17 protein-coding genes are annotated in these 15,384 nt (G+C 40.5%); 7 read left to right on the plus strand and 10 right to left on the minus strand.

Going from position 1 to position 15,384, the window contains the following annotated elements:
• Positions 1-190: 190 nt before the first annotated feature.
• Positions 191-640 carry a MarR family winged helix-turn-helix transcriptional regulator gene (locus NXZ84_RS07815; protein ID WP_258839706.1) on the minus strand — a complete coding sequence of 150 codons (450 nt, stop codon included), beginning with the start codon at positions 638-640 and terminating at the stop codon, positions 191-193.
• Positions 641-964: 324 nt separating this feature from the next.
• Here NXZ84_RS07815 and NXZ84_RS07820 point away from each other — a divergent pair, with 324 nt between their 5' ends.
• Positions 965-1,513, plus strand: a complete 549-nt coding sequence (locus NXZ84_RS07820) for a DinB family protein (RefSeq protein ID WP_258839707.1) — start codon at positions 965-967, stop codon at positions 1,511-1,513.
• Between the two features lie 45 nt (positions 1,514-1,558).
• Here NXZ84_RS07820 and NXZ84_RS15225 read toward each other — a convergent pair whose 3' ends face one another.
• Positions 1,559-1,789, minus strand: coding sequence for a cysteine-rich CWC family protein (locus tag NXZ84_RS15225; RefSeq protein WP_396654012.1), 231 nt, complete (start codon positions 1,787-1,789; stop codon positions 1,559-1,561).
• Between the two features lie 36 nt (positions 1,790-1,825).
• Between NXZ84_RS15225 and NXZ84_RS07825 the strand changes: the two genes are divergently transcribed.
• From NXZ84_RS07825 to NXZ84_RS07835, 3 genes are all read left to right on the plus strand, one after another.
• The gene (locus NXZ84_RS07825) at positions 1,826-2,773 is read left to right on the plus strand and encodes a helix-turn-helix transcriptional regulator (protein ID WP_258839708.1); all 948 of its coding nucleotides are present in this window, start codon (positions 1,826-1,828) and stop codon (positions 2,771-2,773) included.
• A 147-nt stretch (positions 2,774-2,920) separates the two neighbouring features.
• Positions 2,921-3,421 carry a DinB family protein gene (locus NXZ84_RS07830; protein ID WP_258839709.1) on the plus strand — a complete coding sequence of 167 codons (501 nt, stop codon included), beginning with the start codon at positions 2,921-2,923 and terminating at the stop codon, positions 3,419-3,421.
• A gap of 290 nt (positions 3,422-3,711) precedes the next feature.
• Complete coding sequence (locus NXZ84_RS07835) at positions 3,712-4,926, plus strand: MDR family MFS transporter (protein WP_258839710.1); 1,215 nt, start codon at positions 3,712-3,714, stop codon at positions 4,924-4,926.
• Positions 4,927-4,972: 46 nt separating this feature from the next.
• Here the strand turns inward: NXZ84_RS07835 and rarD are convergent, their stop codons facing one another.
• Positions 4,973-5,893 (minus strand): EamA family transporter RarD, encoded by a 921-nt coding sequence (gene rarD / locus NXZ84_RS07840; RefSeq protein WP_396654013.1) that lies wholly within the window; start codon positions 5,891-5,893, stop codon positions 4,973-4,975.
• Positions 5,894-6,059: 166 nt separating this feature from the next.
• Here rarD and NXZ84_RS07845 point away from each other — a divergent pair, with 166 nt between their 5' ends.
• Positions 6,060-6,485, plus strand: coding sequence for a VOC family protein (locus NXZ84_RS07845; RefSeq protein ID WP_258839712.1), 426 nt, complete (start codon positions 6,060-6,062; stop codon positions 6,483-6,485).
• Positions 6,486-6,562: 77 nt separating this feature from the next.
• On the opposite strand, the gene NXZ84_RS07850 is transcribed toward NXZ84_RS07845, so the two are convergent.
• Together NXZ84_RS07850 and NXZ84_RS07855 are read right to left on the minus strand one after the other, a co-directional pair.
• Entirely contained in the window at positions 6,563-7,375 is an 813-nt protein-coding gene (locus tag NXZ84_RS07850; protein WP_258840364.1) for a YwqG family protein, read from the minus strand.
• 93 nt (positions 7,376-7,468) lie between these two features.
• Positions 7,469-8,239, minus strand: a complete 771-nt coding sequence (locus tag NXZ84_RS07855) for an NAD-dependent epimerase/dehydratase family protein (RefSeq protein WP_258839713.1) — start codon at positions 8,237-8,239, stop codon at positions 7,469-7,471.
• A gap of 252 nt (positions 8,240-8,491) precedes the next feature.
• Between NXZ84_RS07855 and NXZ84_RS07860 the strand changes: the two genes are divergently transcribed.
• Together NXZ84_RS07860 and NXZ84_RS07865 are read left to right on the plus strand one after the other, a co-directional pair.
• Entirely contained in the window at positions 8,492-9,358 is an 867-nt protein-coding gene (locus NXZ84_RS07860; RefSeq protein WP_258839714.1) for a glycerophosphodiester phosphodiesterase, read from the plus strand.
• A gap of 322 nt (positions 9,359-9,680) precedes the next feature.
• Positions 9,681-10,223, plus strand: a complete 543-nt coding sequence (locus NXZ84_RS07865; RefSeq protein ID WP_258839715.1) for a DUF6143 family protein — start codon at positions 9,681-9,683, stop codon at positions 10,221-10,223.
• Positions 10,224-10,651: 428 nt separating this feature from the next.
• Here the strand turns inward: NXZ84_RS07865 and NXZ84_RS07870 are convergent, their stop codons facing one another.
• From NXZ84_RS07870 to NXZ84_RS07890, 5 genes are all read right to left on the minus strand, one after another.
• Positions 10,652-13,069 carry a heavy metal translocating P-type ATPase gene (locus NXZ84_RS07870; RefSeq protein WP_258839716.1) on the minus strand — a complete coding sequence of 806 codons (2,418 nt, stop codon included), beginning with the start codon at positions 13,067-13,069 and terminating at the stop codon, positions 10,652-10,654.
• Positions 13,070-13,156: 87 nt separating this feature from the next.
• On the minus strand, positions 13,157-13,363 hold the full coding sequence (gene copZ, locus NXZ84_RS07875; RefSeq protein WP_258839717.1) for a copper chaperone CopZ: 207 nt from the start codon (positions 13,361-13,363) through the stop codon (positions 13,157-13,159).
• A gap of 17 nt (positions 13,364-13,380) precedes the next feature.
• Positions 13,381-13,674 (minus strand): metal-sensitive transcriptional regulator, encoded by a 294-nt coding sequence (locus NXZ84_RS07880; protein ID WP_258839718.1) that lies wholly within the window; start codon positions 13,672-13,674, stop codon positions 13,381-13,383.
• Between the two features lie 231 nt (positions 13,675-13,905).
• On the minus strand, positions 13,906-14,556 hold the full coding sequence (locus NXZ84_RS07885; protein ID WP_258839719.1) for a Dph6-related ATP pyrophosphatase: 651 nt from the start codon (positions 14,554-14,556) through the stop codon (positions 13,906-13,908).
• An 84-nt stretch (positions 14,557-14,640) separates the two neighbouring features.
• Positions 14,641-15,117, minus strand: a complete 477-nt coding sequence (locus NXZ84_RS07890; RefSeq protein WP_258839720.1) for a GNAT family N-acetyltransferase — start codon at positions 15,115-15,117, stop codon at positions 14,641-14,643.
• Between the last annotated feature and the right edge of the window lie 267 nt (positions 15,118-15,384).

The following is a 15,384-nucleotide window of genomic DNA, read 5'->3' on the forward strand; positions in this document are numbered from 1 at the left end:
AAACACTATCTACAACCACGCGTGCCCAGAGTATGAGATAGTATGCGCAGCTGGTGGTTGCTACTTGTATTTGTCTCAATATCTTATGTTGCGGTCAAGCATTTGGTATTACCCAAATTATTTTTGTTGCTATTGTACCAGAGTAGGCAGCCCATGAATAGCTTTTTGCTATAAGCGTAAGGATCTCCCCTTATTTCTTCATCTCTTCATTAAGGATAGTTAAGCTTTTACGAATTTGATCAATCTCCGTTTTGTCTAAGTGAGACAAAATTTCAGCAAGGTAGCCTCTGCGCGCTTCCATCACCTCTTTAATGATTTTCGACCCTTCATCTAATAAATGAATCCGAACAACTCGACGGTCACGACTGTCCCGCACACGCTCTACCAACCCATTATTCTCCATGCGGTCGATGAGATCGGTCATGGTACTACACGCCAAAAACATTTTTTGACTAAGTTCTCCAATCGTCATATCACCGTTTTCATCCAGCCACAGTAATGCTGTAAATTGAGGCGGAGTGATTGGAAAGTGATGCAGAATTTCTCGTCCTTTTCGCTTTACAATCACACTTACTTCCCGCAGCAATTGTTCAATTTCCCCCACCCATGCCGTAGATGGTATTGTAGACTCATTAGTCATGTTAAGTGCGCTCCTTCTATTGTAAACATTCCTTCTCCCCTAGTCTTATCAATTGTGATCATTTTATCGTTATTTCAATTATGCGACAACCACTTAATCCTTATCACTGACGCCATACTTACTCACACCTGTAAAATTTTAGATATCCTTTTGTTCAATTCTAAATTTTATATTGGCTATTACTTCTTTGCAATATATCATAGTATTAGTTTAGTAAAAATATAGGAACCACCTAATCAAGGCGGGTTTTTTGTCAAATTGACGTATCCTGATAACAAATTGTAATCCATCGATCGTAAAACTGTACTGTGAGCAGGATATTTCTTGGTAATAGGGAATGAGAATAGTGAACAATCATTATCAACTGGAGGAATCAATATGTTTTACAAAGTAGAGGATTTTCTATTGGAATGGCGGCGTGAATTTCATCGTACGGCCAGTGTGTTAAAAAGATTAACCGATGAGTCCTTAACCCAACAAGTAGCTCCTTTACATTGGTCTCTAGGAGATATCGCTTGGCATCTCCCCTATACCATGCATGAAATGTTAACCCCAACTGGACTAAAAATCGACTTTGTTGATTCTCCCCATGACCTTCCCCATACTGCTAGTAATATTCTAGACACATATCTTAAAACAGCTCAATCTGTGTATGACGCTGTTAAGAATACATGGGATGATCATTCACTTTCCCATACCTCCTCCCCCTATGGAGAAAAATGGCCTCACGCTCTCACTCTTCGTATTCTTATTCAACATGAAATCCATCACCGCGGACAAGTTCTCATCCTGATGAGACAAGCAGGGCTTCGTGTACCCGGGCTATATGGATCTGTACGGGAAGATTTCCACTCTATTCACCCACGCGAATAGAGTGGAAAAATCAGATACAGCAACTGCTAACACCCCTCCCTATACTCATTTATCACACCACTTCTGCCAACACGCTTTACATATACAGGCTCGTCCTCTCCTTTTCTCTGGTATCTTTTCTAGCAATTCAGACGAAAATTGCACGTGGTAACACCAACAAGAAAGCCCTTCTTCCTCTCCCTGTGCTTTCGTGCATTGATTTTCTTGCCCACACAGTGGACAGTGGTTACCTTCCAAAATTTTCTCTCCTCTCTTAAAAATGATGCTTATATCCATTACAATAAAGTAAGAATCTCACTACTGGGGGTATCCATGAAATTAGTACGCTTACTCGCCATCACCATGATTTTACTCAATCGAAAACGTATAGGAGCACAAGAGTTGGCGGATCGGTTTGAAGTATCCCTCCGCACGATCTATCGCGATATGGAGGCGATCAACGCCGCCGGAATTCCTATTGTATCCTATGCAGGCGTAGATGGTGGCTATGAAGTCATGGAGCAATTTCGTCTTGATCGACAATACTTATCACCGGAGGAAATCCAATCGATATTAGTCGCTTTAAAGGGCATTCATCAATCCTGGGAGGATGAAAGTATTACAAGCATTCTCGATAAAGTAGGAGCATTACTAACAAACTCTGAGCAAAACTCTCCTCATAGCTTTACTCAACATGTGTTAATTGACCATCAAGCATGGAGCAACCGTGCAGAGATCAAAGAGCGACTGAGCGATCTACGACGAGCAATTCAAGACTCTTTTCTTGTCACGTTTTCCTACACCAATACTACTGGGCAGGAACATACACGGACATGTGAACCGATGCAGCTTATTTTAAAAGAACAGATCTGGTATATGTATGGGTACTGTCATCTGCGTGAAAACTTACGCCTATTTCGTCTATCCCGCATTCGCGATCTACGAGTTGAACAAAAAACGTTTGCTCGCCGCCCATTCACTCTCGAAAAACTAGACTTCTCTATCTTTCCCACTGAGAACGAGCAATTCTTTTCCCTAGAGCTCCGCTTCCATCCTCAAGTCAAAGTAAGAGTAATGGATCAGTACCAAGAGGAACACATCGAGATTCAACCCGATGGTTACTTGCATGTCCGTGTAAATCATCCCAATGAGCCTTCGCTCTATCACCATCTCCTTAGCTTTGGCACCAATGTGACTGTCCTCGCTCCTCGTGAAGTAGCCCTTCAGCTACGAAGCACGGCACAAGAGATTGTGCACCACTACGACCACAAATTAAAATAAAAAATATCATTGGGAGAATGAATAGAAGATAATCCTCTCTTATTCAATATAATTGTTTCGCATTCTCACTGACATAATGTTGTCAGTAAGCGTTGACTACAATAAGAATTGTACATCACTTCACACACACTTAAGGAGGAGATTTAGATGTTTACAAGAATCGAGGATTTTGTCACAGAATATCAAACCCAAGCCGGTATCACCAACAGTGTATTAGAAACCTTAACCGATGAGTCATTAAAACAAAAAGTGAGCACCAATCAGCGCTCACTAGGTGACATCGCTTGGCATATCGCAATCTCTGGACACGAGATGCTATCAAATACAGGACTCTCCTTTTCAATCTCGCTTCCGCACGATGCTTTCCCTTCGTCTGCCAAGCTCATCCATACCACTTATAATGAAAGTGTCCACGCTATGTTGGAAGCCATTCAATCACAATGGAGCGACCAAACTCTTTTGAAAGAAGTAAATATGTATGGTCAACAGTGGACAAATGGATTAACATTGCGCATTCTGATCCAACATGAAATTCACCACCGCGGTCAATTGTCAATCTTAATGCGCCAGGCAGGGTTACCCGTTCCCGACATCTTCGGACCTACCCGAGATAGTTGGATTGCAGGAGGAATGGAGCCCCATCGGTAATCCCAATCTAACTCGGTTCGATTTAAATTGAAGGGGTGGAGCTTTGACACCCCTAATAGGAAAAGCTCTTCTAGAAATAAGGGGATAAACCCACTCTAGAAGAGGTAGATAATTTCCCACTACCCTCAACTATTAGGTCTAATAGTTGAGGGTACTTTTTTGCCTCTCCGACCAAAGTATGAGACTAAAATCATCCTTGTTATCGTCGTACCCATCTATCTCATCTCTTATGATTTAACTATGAACAAAAACTGAGCGCTATCAACTACTGACGGAAGAAGGAACAAAAAATGAATCGAGTTAGACTGTTATTCAAACAATATCACCCTTTAGTATGGGGTATTTTATTCGGTAGCATGTTTTCACGTGCTGCCTCCTTTATGAGCTTGCCATTCTTAGTCATATACTTGCATCAACAAGCTGATCTCTCTCCTCTCATGATCGGGCTTATCATTGGCATGGGCCCATTAACTGGCTCTTTTACAGGTTTCTTAGGGGGACATTTATCAGACCGTTGGGGGAGAAAAGTTGTAATGCTCTCCACCCTTCTCCTTTGGTCCTTCGTCTTCATCAGTTTTTCGTTCGCGCAACATATGCTCCTTTTCGTTTTCCTCAATGCTTTAAACGGAATGTGTCGCTCCTTTTTCGAACCGATCAGTCAAGCCTTTATCGCAGATATTACTCCGCCCGAGCAACGCATGCTTGTGTTTAGTTATCGCTACTTCGCTCTAAATGTAGGGGCTTCCCTCGGACCTATTTTAGGGGCCTATCTCGCACTTACCTCTGGAACGATCGCTTTCTTTATCACTGGTATCATCTACATCCTATATTTCATCGTCTTACTCAGCCTAGTATTACTGTATCCCATCGAAGAAGAGGCTAACGCAGTCACTCCTCCTGCCACGTTACGTTCTTCTTTTACCGTCATCCGCCAAGATGCAGCTTTGCTCTATTTTCTTTTGGGTATGACTTTAGTCAATGTGGCTTATGCACAAATTACCTCCAATTTACCCCTTTACATAGGTGAAAACTTATCCGAGGCAACATGGCTATATCCTGCCATTTTGACAGGGAACGCCCTTCTTGTCGTCGCCTTACAATTACCACTCACACGTTGGGCAGAGAAAAAGACGATTACATCAAGTATGAATATAGGGCTTATTCTCTTCTCCTCTGGCTTTCTCAGCTTTTCCATCGGCAGTCATTGGTCTATATTTTTAGTCGGCATCACGTTGGTCACCTTAGGAGAGATTCTGTTGTTTCCCTTAAGTAGTGTCTATATCGACCAACTAGCACCCTCCCATTTACGTGGCGCCTACTTTGGAGCAAGCTCCTTCCGCTCTCTCGGTTTCTTCATCGGCCCCATCGCCGGTGGATCACTGCTTCAATTTATTGATGGCCAGTTCTTATTTCTGGCAGTCAGTCTGCTTTCATTGACAGGCATCCTTTTCTTCTCTCTAGGAAGTCGCGCTCGGGATAATCAGTCATTAAAAATAGCCAGTTAATCAACAAAAAGGAACCACCAAAGAGAGTGGTTCCTTCTTTTTTGCTTTAATATTTTTTTAGTGCTACTTGCCGCATTCGAACCTTACTTCCCCATTTAGTATAACTAAACGAAAACAAAAAGAGGGCTATCCAGATCAAACTAAACGTGATTACCTGTGTTCTGCTAAACGACTCATCATATACAAAAACTCCAAGAATAAAAGCGAGCGACGGTGCGATGTATTGTAAAAATCCAATCATGTACAACGGAATACGCTGTGCCCCTCTAGCAAACAGAAGGAGCGGCACTGCTGTAATCACCCCCGCTCCACACAGCACCAAAGTAGTAAACCAGCTCACCCCTACAAACGAACTATTCCCTCCCACCATGAGGTAGAACCAATAGATAAGAGCGCAGGGGAGCATAAAGAGCGTTTCCAATGCTAACCCATATAAAGGCTTGATTTGAAGGAGTTTCTTTGTTAGTGCATACAATCCAAAGGAGAACGCTAATATGAGTGCAATCCATGGGATTTGACCATGTGAGAGGGTGGAGTACAGTACAGCCAACGCCGCTACTATCGTAGCAATCGACTGTAACAACGTCATTCTTTCTTTCAAAAATATATATCCTAATAAAACCGCAATCAGTGGATTCATATAATATCCCAAGCTCGTTTGTAATATCGCCTCATGATTAACTGCATAGATGAAAACAAACCAGTTTATTGATATCAAGGTGGATGCCAGTGCTAAATAGATCCAAGTGCGCCCCACTTTCATATATTGACGCGCCTCACTTAAAAACTGAGGAAGTCCACTGGTGAATCCAAGTAGAAGAAGCACAAACAAAAACGACCAGATTACACGGTGAAGCAATATCTCGGTTGAGGAAACGTGTTCGATCAATTTCCAATAAACCGGCAATAATCCCCATAACACATAAGCTAAAGCTGTATTTATAGCACCTCGTCGATCAATCCCCATCATAGCCTACCTCCCGTTCCCCTACTAAGCTACCATACCCCTCATGATGTGGATACAGGAAATTTAGTATAAATGTAGGATTTATACTCTGCTAATTCATATAATTTTGAAGATAATTATGGTAAACTATTTCTGACTGACAATTTATGATATGGAGCTGGTGAAGATGTCTTCGAAAATATTCCCGTACCTAGTGATGGATGGAAACTGCAAAGAAGCCATTCAGTTTTATGAAGAAGCTTTACAAGCGAAGTGCACCTTCTCACAAACGTTTGGAGAAATGCCGGAAGACCCTGATCACCCTATCCCTGCAGAAGCGAAAGAACGGATCTCCCATGCTACCCTCGAAGTAGGTGATACCAACTTAATGTTCTCTGATACTTTTCCTGGACTGCCCCATCAGATAGGAAACCAAGTCACCCTCTGTATCTCGTCAACTGATAAAGAGAAATCAGAAAAAATATTTGCCACTTTGCAAGAAGAGGGCGAAGTAGAAATGCCCCTACAAGAAACTTTTTTCAGCCCCGCCTATGGTATCGTGGTCGATAAGTTCGGCGTTACTTTCCAAATATATACCGAGGGTGCGAAGTAGAGTAATGAAGAGTATTTTACTTAAGAAAAAGACCCCACTGGCCTTAGTGCTAAGGTAGGGTCTTTTTCTTATAGGCATTAACCGCAATCCCAATTATACATGACATTTGCAAAGTTACACTGTTGAAGATCCTCTTTCGTGATAAAGAAGTTACCAACACCCATATCCCCCCACATAACATTAAAAGCGGAGTCAGAATCTAATTGAAACAACAGTACATCATATTTTTGCCTTTCTTCCTCATCCATCCGGGGATCAGTTTGTGTAAAAAAAGCATACCCACCAATCTTATGCCCCTCACCACTAAAGTTACTTCTATACACCTCATCCAGGCTGTTATTTTCATCTCCATCTTTATTTCTATCTAAATCATATTCTTCCTCAAATTCATCATAACGATAATCTGAATAAGAAAGTACTCCATGAGTGGCCGTAAACATCATCCTCATTTCATCATCTTCCCCCAGTGGAAAAAGATACTCTTCACCTTGCTCCATTTGTGGATCAGGAAAGTCAGACGTGAGCTCAGTAATCCTGGTTATCACTTCTGGATGATACATGATACGAAAGTTTCTTTGTGCACAAGGATCGTCAAAATCACATCCATATAAATCATCCCGCATAGATAAATAAAATTGCAAAATTCCAGTTTGAGGGAAATCTTCCAAGAATGGCACTTCAGCAAAATTGATTTGCGCTAATAACTTCATTGGCTTCCCCTTTTCATCGGTTGGAAATGTTGCTCCTATGGGTAAATAAGGATTTCCACCTACCTTACTTTGATAAATCATTGGTGACTGGCTGGTATCAAGTGAGATAGATATGTAAGGCCTTATTGAACTTAATATTTCCTTCTCAAGTGGTTTAAGGACATCAGGAATTTTCATCATATCTGACAATTAACTCCCCCCTTGATAGTAGTATTATAATTTTATAAATATAGTGAATCCAAATGACTTCATATCCCGGGTTCGTCTTTCATACTACTTAACGGTTTCCTCTCGGTCAAAAAGTGGGATCTCACTCAAAGCAAATGCATCCGCCGTCGGCTCGTAGCCAACCAACTTTTTCGTTTCATCAAGGTTTAAACGTTTAAAGCGGTTATCTGAGATAGCGTGCAAAGTGCAAAAGGGAGGCAATTGCTCAGCTGTGATTGTCTTGAGCAGTAAATCAGCAAAATCAGCTGGGCTTAAGTAAGCACTCATATCACGGGCTGATAGCTTCCCCTCTTGCGCATCAAGATCATCATATGCTCCAATACGCAGTGCAATGGTTTGTAAGCCCTCTGAATAACCAAAGTAAGAAGCTACCGCTTCCACAAAGCACTTGCTTACCCCATACATATTTTTCGGCCTAACAGGTGATTGATGCTGTATCTGATGATCGAGTGGATAATTTTCTATCGTTTGCGCACTCGAGGCTACGATCACTCTTGACACACGGTTATCTTTAGCTGATCGTAAGATATTGTATGTTCCTTTTATATGGCCATCTAAAAGTGAGCTATAAAAATCCCCATCTGGTGAAGGGTCACCTGCAAGATGAATCACCACATCAACACCCTCACACACCGCCTGACACCCTTTCATATCCGCAACATCTAGCTCAATAACTTCGTGAGTACCTCTAAATGGTTCCAAGCCTGGGTAGTTAATGTCGGCTAACCTTAATTGGTACTCTTCCATCCTCCCCAACACCGATACAACATCTCTTCCTATCTTTCCTGCCGCCCCAGTCACTAGAATTTTCCTCATCAAACCCCTCCCTATATTTATATAATCATACGAACGATTGTTCAGATTATATCACATATATAAATTAGTTTAAATATATTTACATAAGCATAAGATATAGATAGTTAACCCAAGAAACCCTATACAATCACCAAAGAGTATTTTGGTATATCTGCTAGTATGCTTATCATAAAACGAATGGATATTTAAGTTATAAATGGATAGATTATTTTATTAAGCTAGATAAATATAAGAGTAAGAAGGTGTTTTATAATGAAACTTTGGAAATCAACCGTTCTCACCATTTTACTACTAACAGGGTCTGCCCTTACTGGAACAGATACTACTCTTTCGCAGCCAGACATCGCCTATCCTATTTTAAATATCGCTCATCGAGGAGCATCAGGGTATGCACCGGAACATACCATGATCTCGTACACTTTAGGGCAAGAGCTAGGTGCTGACTATATTGAAATTGATTTGCAGATGACAAAAGATGGGGAGCTAATTGCTTTTCATGATGAAACACTCGACCGTACCACCAATGGATCCGGTTTGGTCAAAGACCATACACTAGCCGAGATTAAGAAGTTAGATGCAGGCTCTTGGTTTAACCAAGAAAACCCTGAGAAAGCAAAGTCCCAGTTTCAGGGTCTACAGGTGCCTACACTTAATGAAGTACTAGACAAGTTCGGAAGTGAGGCCAACTATTACATTGAAACAAAGTCTCCAGAGGTTTATCCCGGAATGGAAGAAAAACTATTACAAATCCTAGCTCGTCACGATCTGACTGGTCCCCAAGCACGCAAAGATCAGCTCTTAATCCAGTCCTTTAGCAAAGAGAGCTTGCAGAAAGTCCATCAACTAGATCCGGATATTTCTCTTATCCAGCTCCTCTGGTACACGGAACCCGCTAAAATTTCGAATCAAGAGCTAGTCAATATTAAACAGTACGCTATCGGTATTGGAATGAACTATGATCTGGTTGATCAGTCTTATATCCAAAAGGCGCGAGATCATCAATTATGGGTTCATGCCTATACCGTCAACAAAAAAGATGAAATTGACAAGATGCTTCAATGGGGGGCAACAGGAATCTTCACCAACTTTCCAGACCTACTTAGCGCCGAAAATTATTGATGCGTGTATCTCACTGCTCGACCAAACCCAGCTACAACTAAAGATATTAGACCAATTCGTTAGAACATATATTTCCAAAGAAAACGGTAGATATAACAATATAACTTACATATCTACCGTTTACACCATTTAAAGAACAAAGCAGTAAAGGAAGTGAAAAAATCTGATCTACCTTACAACCTCACTCCCACTCTTAATTTACCACTCCTGCTGTTATGATCCAAAATTTACCATCTTCCATATCCACTTTAAGATTCCACTTATAACTATCACATTAAATAACGATTAGAATACTATACCTATAGCTTAAGAACCCTCTGGATTGGAGGTTGACTCAATAATTATTGGGAAAAGTTTAGCATCCGTCGTTGAAGTCACTCAAAGTGCATTTCGAGCATCACGAGGAAACCTTTTTATAGGCACAACAGGAACGTTATTATTTGGAGAGGGTCGATTTGCGTGGGGACGCCTGTTCAACCCTTTGGGATCTAATAGAAACTTAACTGTGCAATTATTTTCCATCGCTAATTTTTCCCCAACTCCGTGTACAGCAAGATTATTTTTGAACCCATTTCCTCCAGGAAAAGTATTCACCTCTCCCCTTACGGGTAATTTAAAATTAAATTCAACAAACATACCAGTAGGAAAAGTTCAGTTTAGTTCGTTTGTTACTAGAATTCCCGTTGGAGGATCACTGGTTGCGCTTAGAAGGGTCCCTCCAAATAATACATTTGATATTTCACTGGAAGGAAATGTATTAATCACCCCTGGAAAATCATTTCTGTTCTTTTTAATAAATCAGTCTCTGACTAGAGCCTCAGTAGAATTTGTTTGGTGGGAAAGTCCTATCTCTTCTAAACTATAACTAACTGTTTCTCTTCCGATGGCTATCAGAGAATTCAATTGAATTCAATGTTTCTACAGACTCATCAAAGTACCCTCACGCTCCTTATACAACAAACTCTACTAATCCGGTAGGGTTTGTTGTATGGACAACTGTTTCCTGACGCTATACACGCAATACCCGTGAATACCACCAAGGGTATTGCGTGTATTAAATATAACTATTATTCTCCAGATAAGTATGGAAACGGTGATTCTTAGAACCTAAGTGGGGTATCACATTTTTTGATTCCAATCTCCTTTAGAGTATACAACAACAGCAGACCCATCTTTAGATCATTGTTAGGCAAGGAAGGTGTGAATTTGGTTTATTAATCCTCGGGTGTGTTAATCAATGTCCGAATGTGTGTAGAGACATTGGACAAATCCATCACAATCAATCACTCCTAACTACAACTTCACCTTTTGTAGTCGAAGTGAATTTAAAACAACAGAAACCGAACTAAATGCCATCGCTGCTCCTGCTAACCAGGGAGCGAGAAATCCAAATGCAGCAATCGGGATTCCCAAAGTATTGTAGGCAAATGCCCAGAACAAGTTCTGCTTAATGTTACGAATCGTTTTCTTACTCATGTAGATGGCATCTGCTATGCTATTTAAATCCCCACGGATAAGGGTAATGTCTGCTGTTTCCATGGCAATATCCGTTCCTGTTCCAATGGCCATACCAATATCTGCAACCGCGAGAGCTGGTGCATCGTTAATCCCATCCCCAACCATGGTCACTTTATTCCCTTGTTTCTGCAATCTCTTCACTTCATCGGCTTTACCTTCTGGTAATACTTCAGCTATGACATGATCAATACCAACTTGACTTGCTATAGCCTTGGCCGTCTGTTCATTGTCGCCTGTAATCATGATGACGTTAATACCCATATCCTTCAAGCGAGAAATCGCTGTTTTCGATGTATCTTTCAATGTATCCGCAACCGCAATGATCCCAGCATATTGATGATCTACGGCAACCAACATGGCAGTTTTCCCATCTTGCTCCAGCTGAGTCATCTGGGGCATATATGGGTCGATATGGATTTGATTTTCTAACATCAACTTCCTTGTCCCTATCAAGATTGTTTTATTATTCACTACAGCTTTAATTCCATAGCCAGGTATAGCTTCAAAGTCAGTAGGCTTGGATAGTTCGATCCCTTTTTCTACTACACCTTCTACAATAGCCTGGGCTAAGGGATGTTCAGAATTTCTTTCTGAAGAACCAACCCATCGTAAAAATGAATCTTCATCTATCCTTTCATGTAAAATAACATCTGTAAGTGTAGGAGTACCATGTGTAACCGTCCCTGTTTTATCTAATACAACAGTATCAATAAGGTGTGTAACTTCTATATGTTCGCCGCCTTTGAATAAAATACCAAATTCAGCAGATCGTCCAGAGCCCGCCATGATCGAAGTAGGAGTAGCCAAACCTAATGCACACGGGCAGGCAATAACCAGAACAGCAATGAGTTTTTCTAAAGCCACTGGAAATTCTTCTGGACTAACGACTAGATACCAAATCAAGAAAGTTACGATAGCAATCCCAATAACAATGGGAACAAACACAGCTGAAATACGATCCGCCAGTCGCTGAATAGGTGCTTTTAATCCTTGAGCCTCTTCAACTACTTTAATGATTTGAGCGAGAGCCGTATCTTTTCCAACTTTCGTAGCTCTAACTTTCAAAAATCCATTTTTATTGATAGAAGCACCTATGACTAAATCCCCAATAGTTTTATCATTAGGTATACTCTCCCCTGTAATCATGGATTCATCAATGCTAGATCGACCTTCTATGATCTCACCATCAACAGGTACTTTTTCTCCAGGTTTAATATATACGATATCTCCAACCAAAACCTCTTCAATGGATATTTCTTTTTCCATACCATCACGATCTACGATAGCTGTCTTAGATTGTAAACCGATTAACTTCTTGATCGCCTCTGATGAACGTCCCTTAGCTCTAGCTTCAAACAGTTTTCCTAAGATGATCAAGGTAATCAAGACAGCCGACGTCTCAAAATATAGATCGACCATGTGAGCATTAGAACCAATGGTTTTAAAAGACAAGTACACACTATAAAAATAAGCTGCTGATGTTCCAAGTGCCACAAGAACATCCATATTGGCACTTTTATTTTTTAATGCTTTGAATGCACCGACATAAAAAGGTTTCCCTATAATAAATTGAACTGGGGTTGCTAGTGCCATCTGAACCCAAGGATTCATCAAAATATTGGGCAAATAAATGAAGGACATAAATTCAAAGTGGCTTACCATGGACCACAATAATGGAAGCGAAAGGATAAGTGAAATGAAGAATCTTCGTTTCTGATTATTCATCTCTCTGGAGCGAATATCATCTGTCTCTTCTACAAGATCCTCCTGCAATACGGCTTCATACCCTAAACTTTTTACTTTATTCGCTATATCTAACACACTGACCTCACTCGGTTGGTATTCGACTGTTGCTTTTTCTACTGCAAAATTAACATTTACTTTTGTTGTCCCTGATAGTTGATTTAGCCCTTTTTCAATTCTAGTGGCACATGCAGCACATGTCATGCCAGTAATATCGAATTCTTTCTTTTCCGTAACAACCTCATACCCTAAACCTTCTATCTCTTTTTGAAATTCCCCTTCACTAGTTAAAGAAGAGTCGTAAGTAATTTTAGCGTTTTCTAAAGCAAAGTTAACGCTGACATCTTGAACCCCATTAACCTTTTTAAGACCTTTCTCAGTGCGAATCGCGCAGGAAGCACAAGTCATACCTGATATTTGCATCGTTGCTTCTCTTATTTTTCCACTCATAATGATCCCCTCCTCATATACCTATATAGGGTATATTTTTAAGAAAAATAATGTGCAATTGTAAGCACATTATTTGGTTATAAACAGTTAAACAGCCTCATATCCTTGTTCGTCTATGGTTTCTTTGATTTGTTTCAAAGTTACTTTATTAGAGTCAAATTCAACGTCTACTTTCTTTTCACTTAGATGAACCTTCACTTGGTCGACACCTTCTAATTTACCTACGCTCTCTTCAATCGCTTTTACACAATGGTTGCAAGACATCCCAACCACATTTAAGGTTGCTTTTTCCATGTAAATCCCCCCTTATTTTATTTCATCATTTTCTTAACTGTAATTAGTAATTCATCGATTACTTCTGTTTCACCCTCTTGAATACGTTCTACAACACAACTTTTCATGTGTCCCTCTAGTAGAATTCTTCCTACACTGTTTAGAGCAGATTGGATCGCAGAGATTTGGGTCAAGACATCATCACAGTAGGTGTCTTTTTCTATTAATCCTTTTACTCCTCTAATCTGCCCCTCGATCCTATTCAATCGGGTAACTAAATTATTTTTAATTTCAGCTGAATGGTGACTTTTCCTCTCGTGTATTGAATCCATATTGAGCCCTCCTTGTTCACATCATATTATACCCCCCTTGGGTATGTCAAGTGTGGTTTATTGAATAAAAAATAGGCTTATCCCTAAAACATAGATAGCTGTGCAGACACACAATATCACAGGCAGAGGATCGAAAAATCCCGGTTGGAGTGAAGAAGATCGGGGACTTACCCCTTCATTCACGGGAGACCTTCGACCAAAAATCCCTAGAGATTGTTTGTAAGTAAAGAACTAGAGGAGATCTTGATAGTACCAGTGTTCTTGAATCGTATACTTTTCCCCGAGAAGAAAGGAGACGTGGTTAGAAAATAATGGACCGTCATAAACGAAGGTATGGTATTCCCCATATTCGCCACAGGCATCTGATGTTCCTAGATCATATATGAACTCTTTATCCAGCACTCGACCTAAAAAGGAAGCAGGCAAATCCGTTGTTCTTACACAGATGACGATTGCTCGATAGCCCAAGCTAACAAACTCTTGATACAAGGTTTCACTACTCTCTTGCCAAAGAGGTAGTAGCATTTGAAAACCCTCTGTTTGAAACAGTTGCTCTTTGTACTCTTTAACTTCTTCAAGGAACAGATCACCATAAGCGATTTTTGTAATCCCTTCTTGCTTCAATTCTTTCATCATCTCTTTAAAGCCATCCTCAAATTGCTTCACCGTAAAATGGGAAAAGACTAGCTTCTTCAGCGGGATGCCAAGAGCACGTGCTTGTCGTTCAATTAATTCGATTCGAATTTGATGGCTGGTTGCTCGCCCATCTGCTGTCATGGTGACGAGAAGGTAGGCAACTTCAAAGTGCTGATTCTGCAAACGGTGTAGCATCATCACAGAATCTTTGCCACCACTAAAGGCGACAACAATCTTTTCTTTCATTTCGGGTGCTCCTTTTTTGCGCCTATTATAATGGTATTCATCCCATCTATCATTCTATTAAAGACAAGAGATACGAGTTAGCTTTCACATGCCTCTAAGATGTTTTTTCATCTTAATGCTTGTTGGGATATACCCCATCTTGGTATATAACTGATGCGCACGTTTGTTGTGCCCGAAAACATGTAGCCCGATTGAACTTACATTCATCGGAGCCAGTTCAGTTTCAAGTGCAATAAGTGCCTGCTTTCCATATCCCTTACCTTGAAATTCTTCGTTTATCTGAATGCTGTATATAAAAGCTGATATCTCGTCCATGTTTGTTTTGACTGCATACCAAAGCGTGCCTATTATACCTACTACTTCGTGATGCAATGAACACAGAAAATGTCCATTCGTTTGAATCCCTTTAGGTAATAGTTCATTTGCTTCTTTGGTCGCTCGTTCAATCGATTCCGATGGTGTCCATCTACCTTCCTTTACATATTCTTCGGCATACTCTCTCACTGTCTCTTCGAAGAAACTTGAAAATTGTTCTTCATTCATTCGAACTAGATTTATCATGGATACTCCTCCAATACTCGAAACACCGAGACTAATTCTTGTCAGAAAAATAAACAGCATCCCTTGCAGAGGATTTTAAACAACGACAGCATAGAACTGCCTTCTCCTTCCACTTTTTCATATAGTCATAGTGACCCTTACTCCATGTTAAACTGAACCAAAAATTATTTCTACGACTGTCATAGCATCTGCCCTTCAGGAAGTTAATCGCTCCCTAGACCCTGTCCGATTCTCTTGATTAAATTATGTAATAATCAAATAATATAT

It is taken from the genome of Mechercharimyces sp. CAU 1602, from assembly GCF_024753565.1.
Lineage (GTDB): Bacteria > Bacillota > Bacilli > Thermoactinomycetales > JANTPT01 > Mechercharimyces.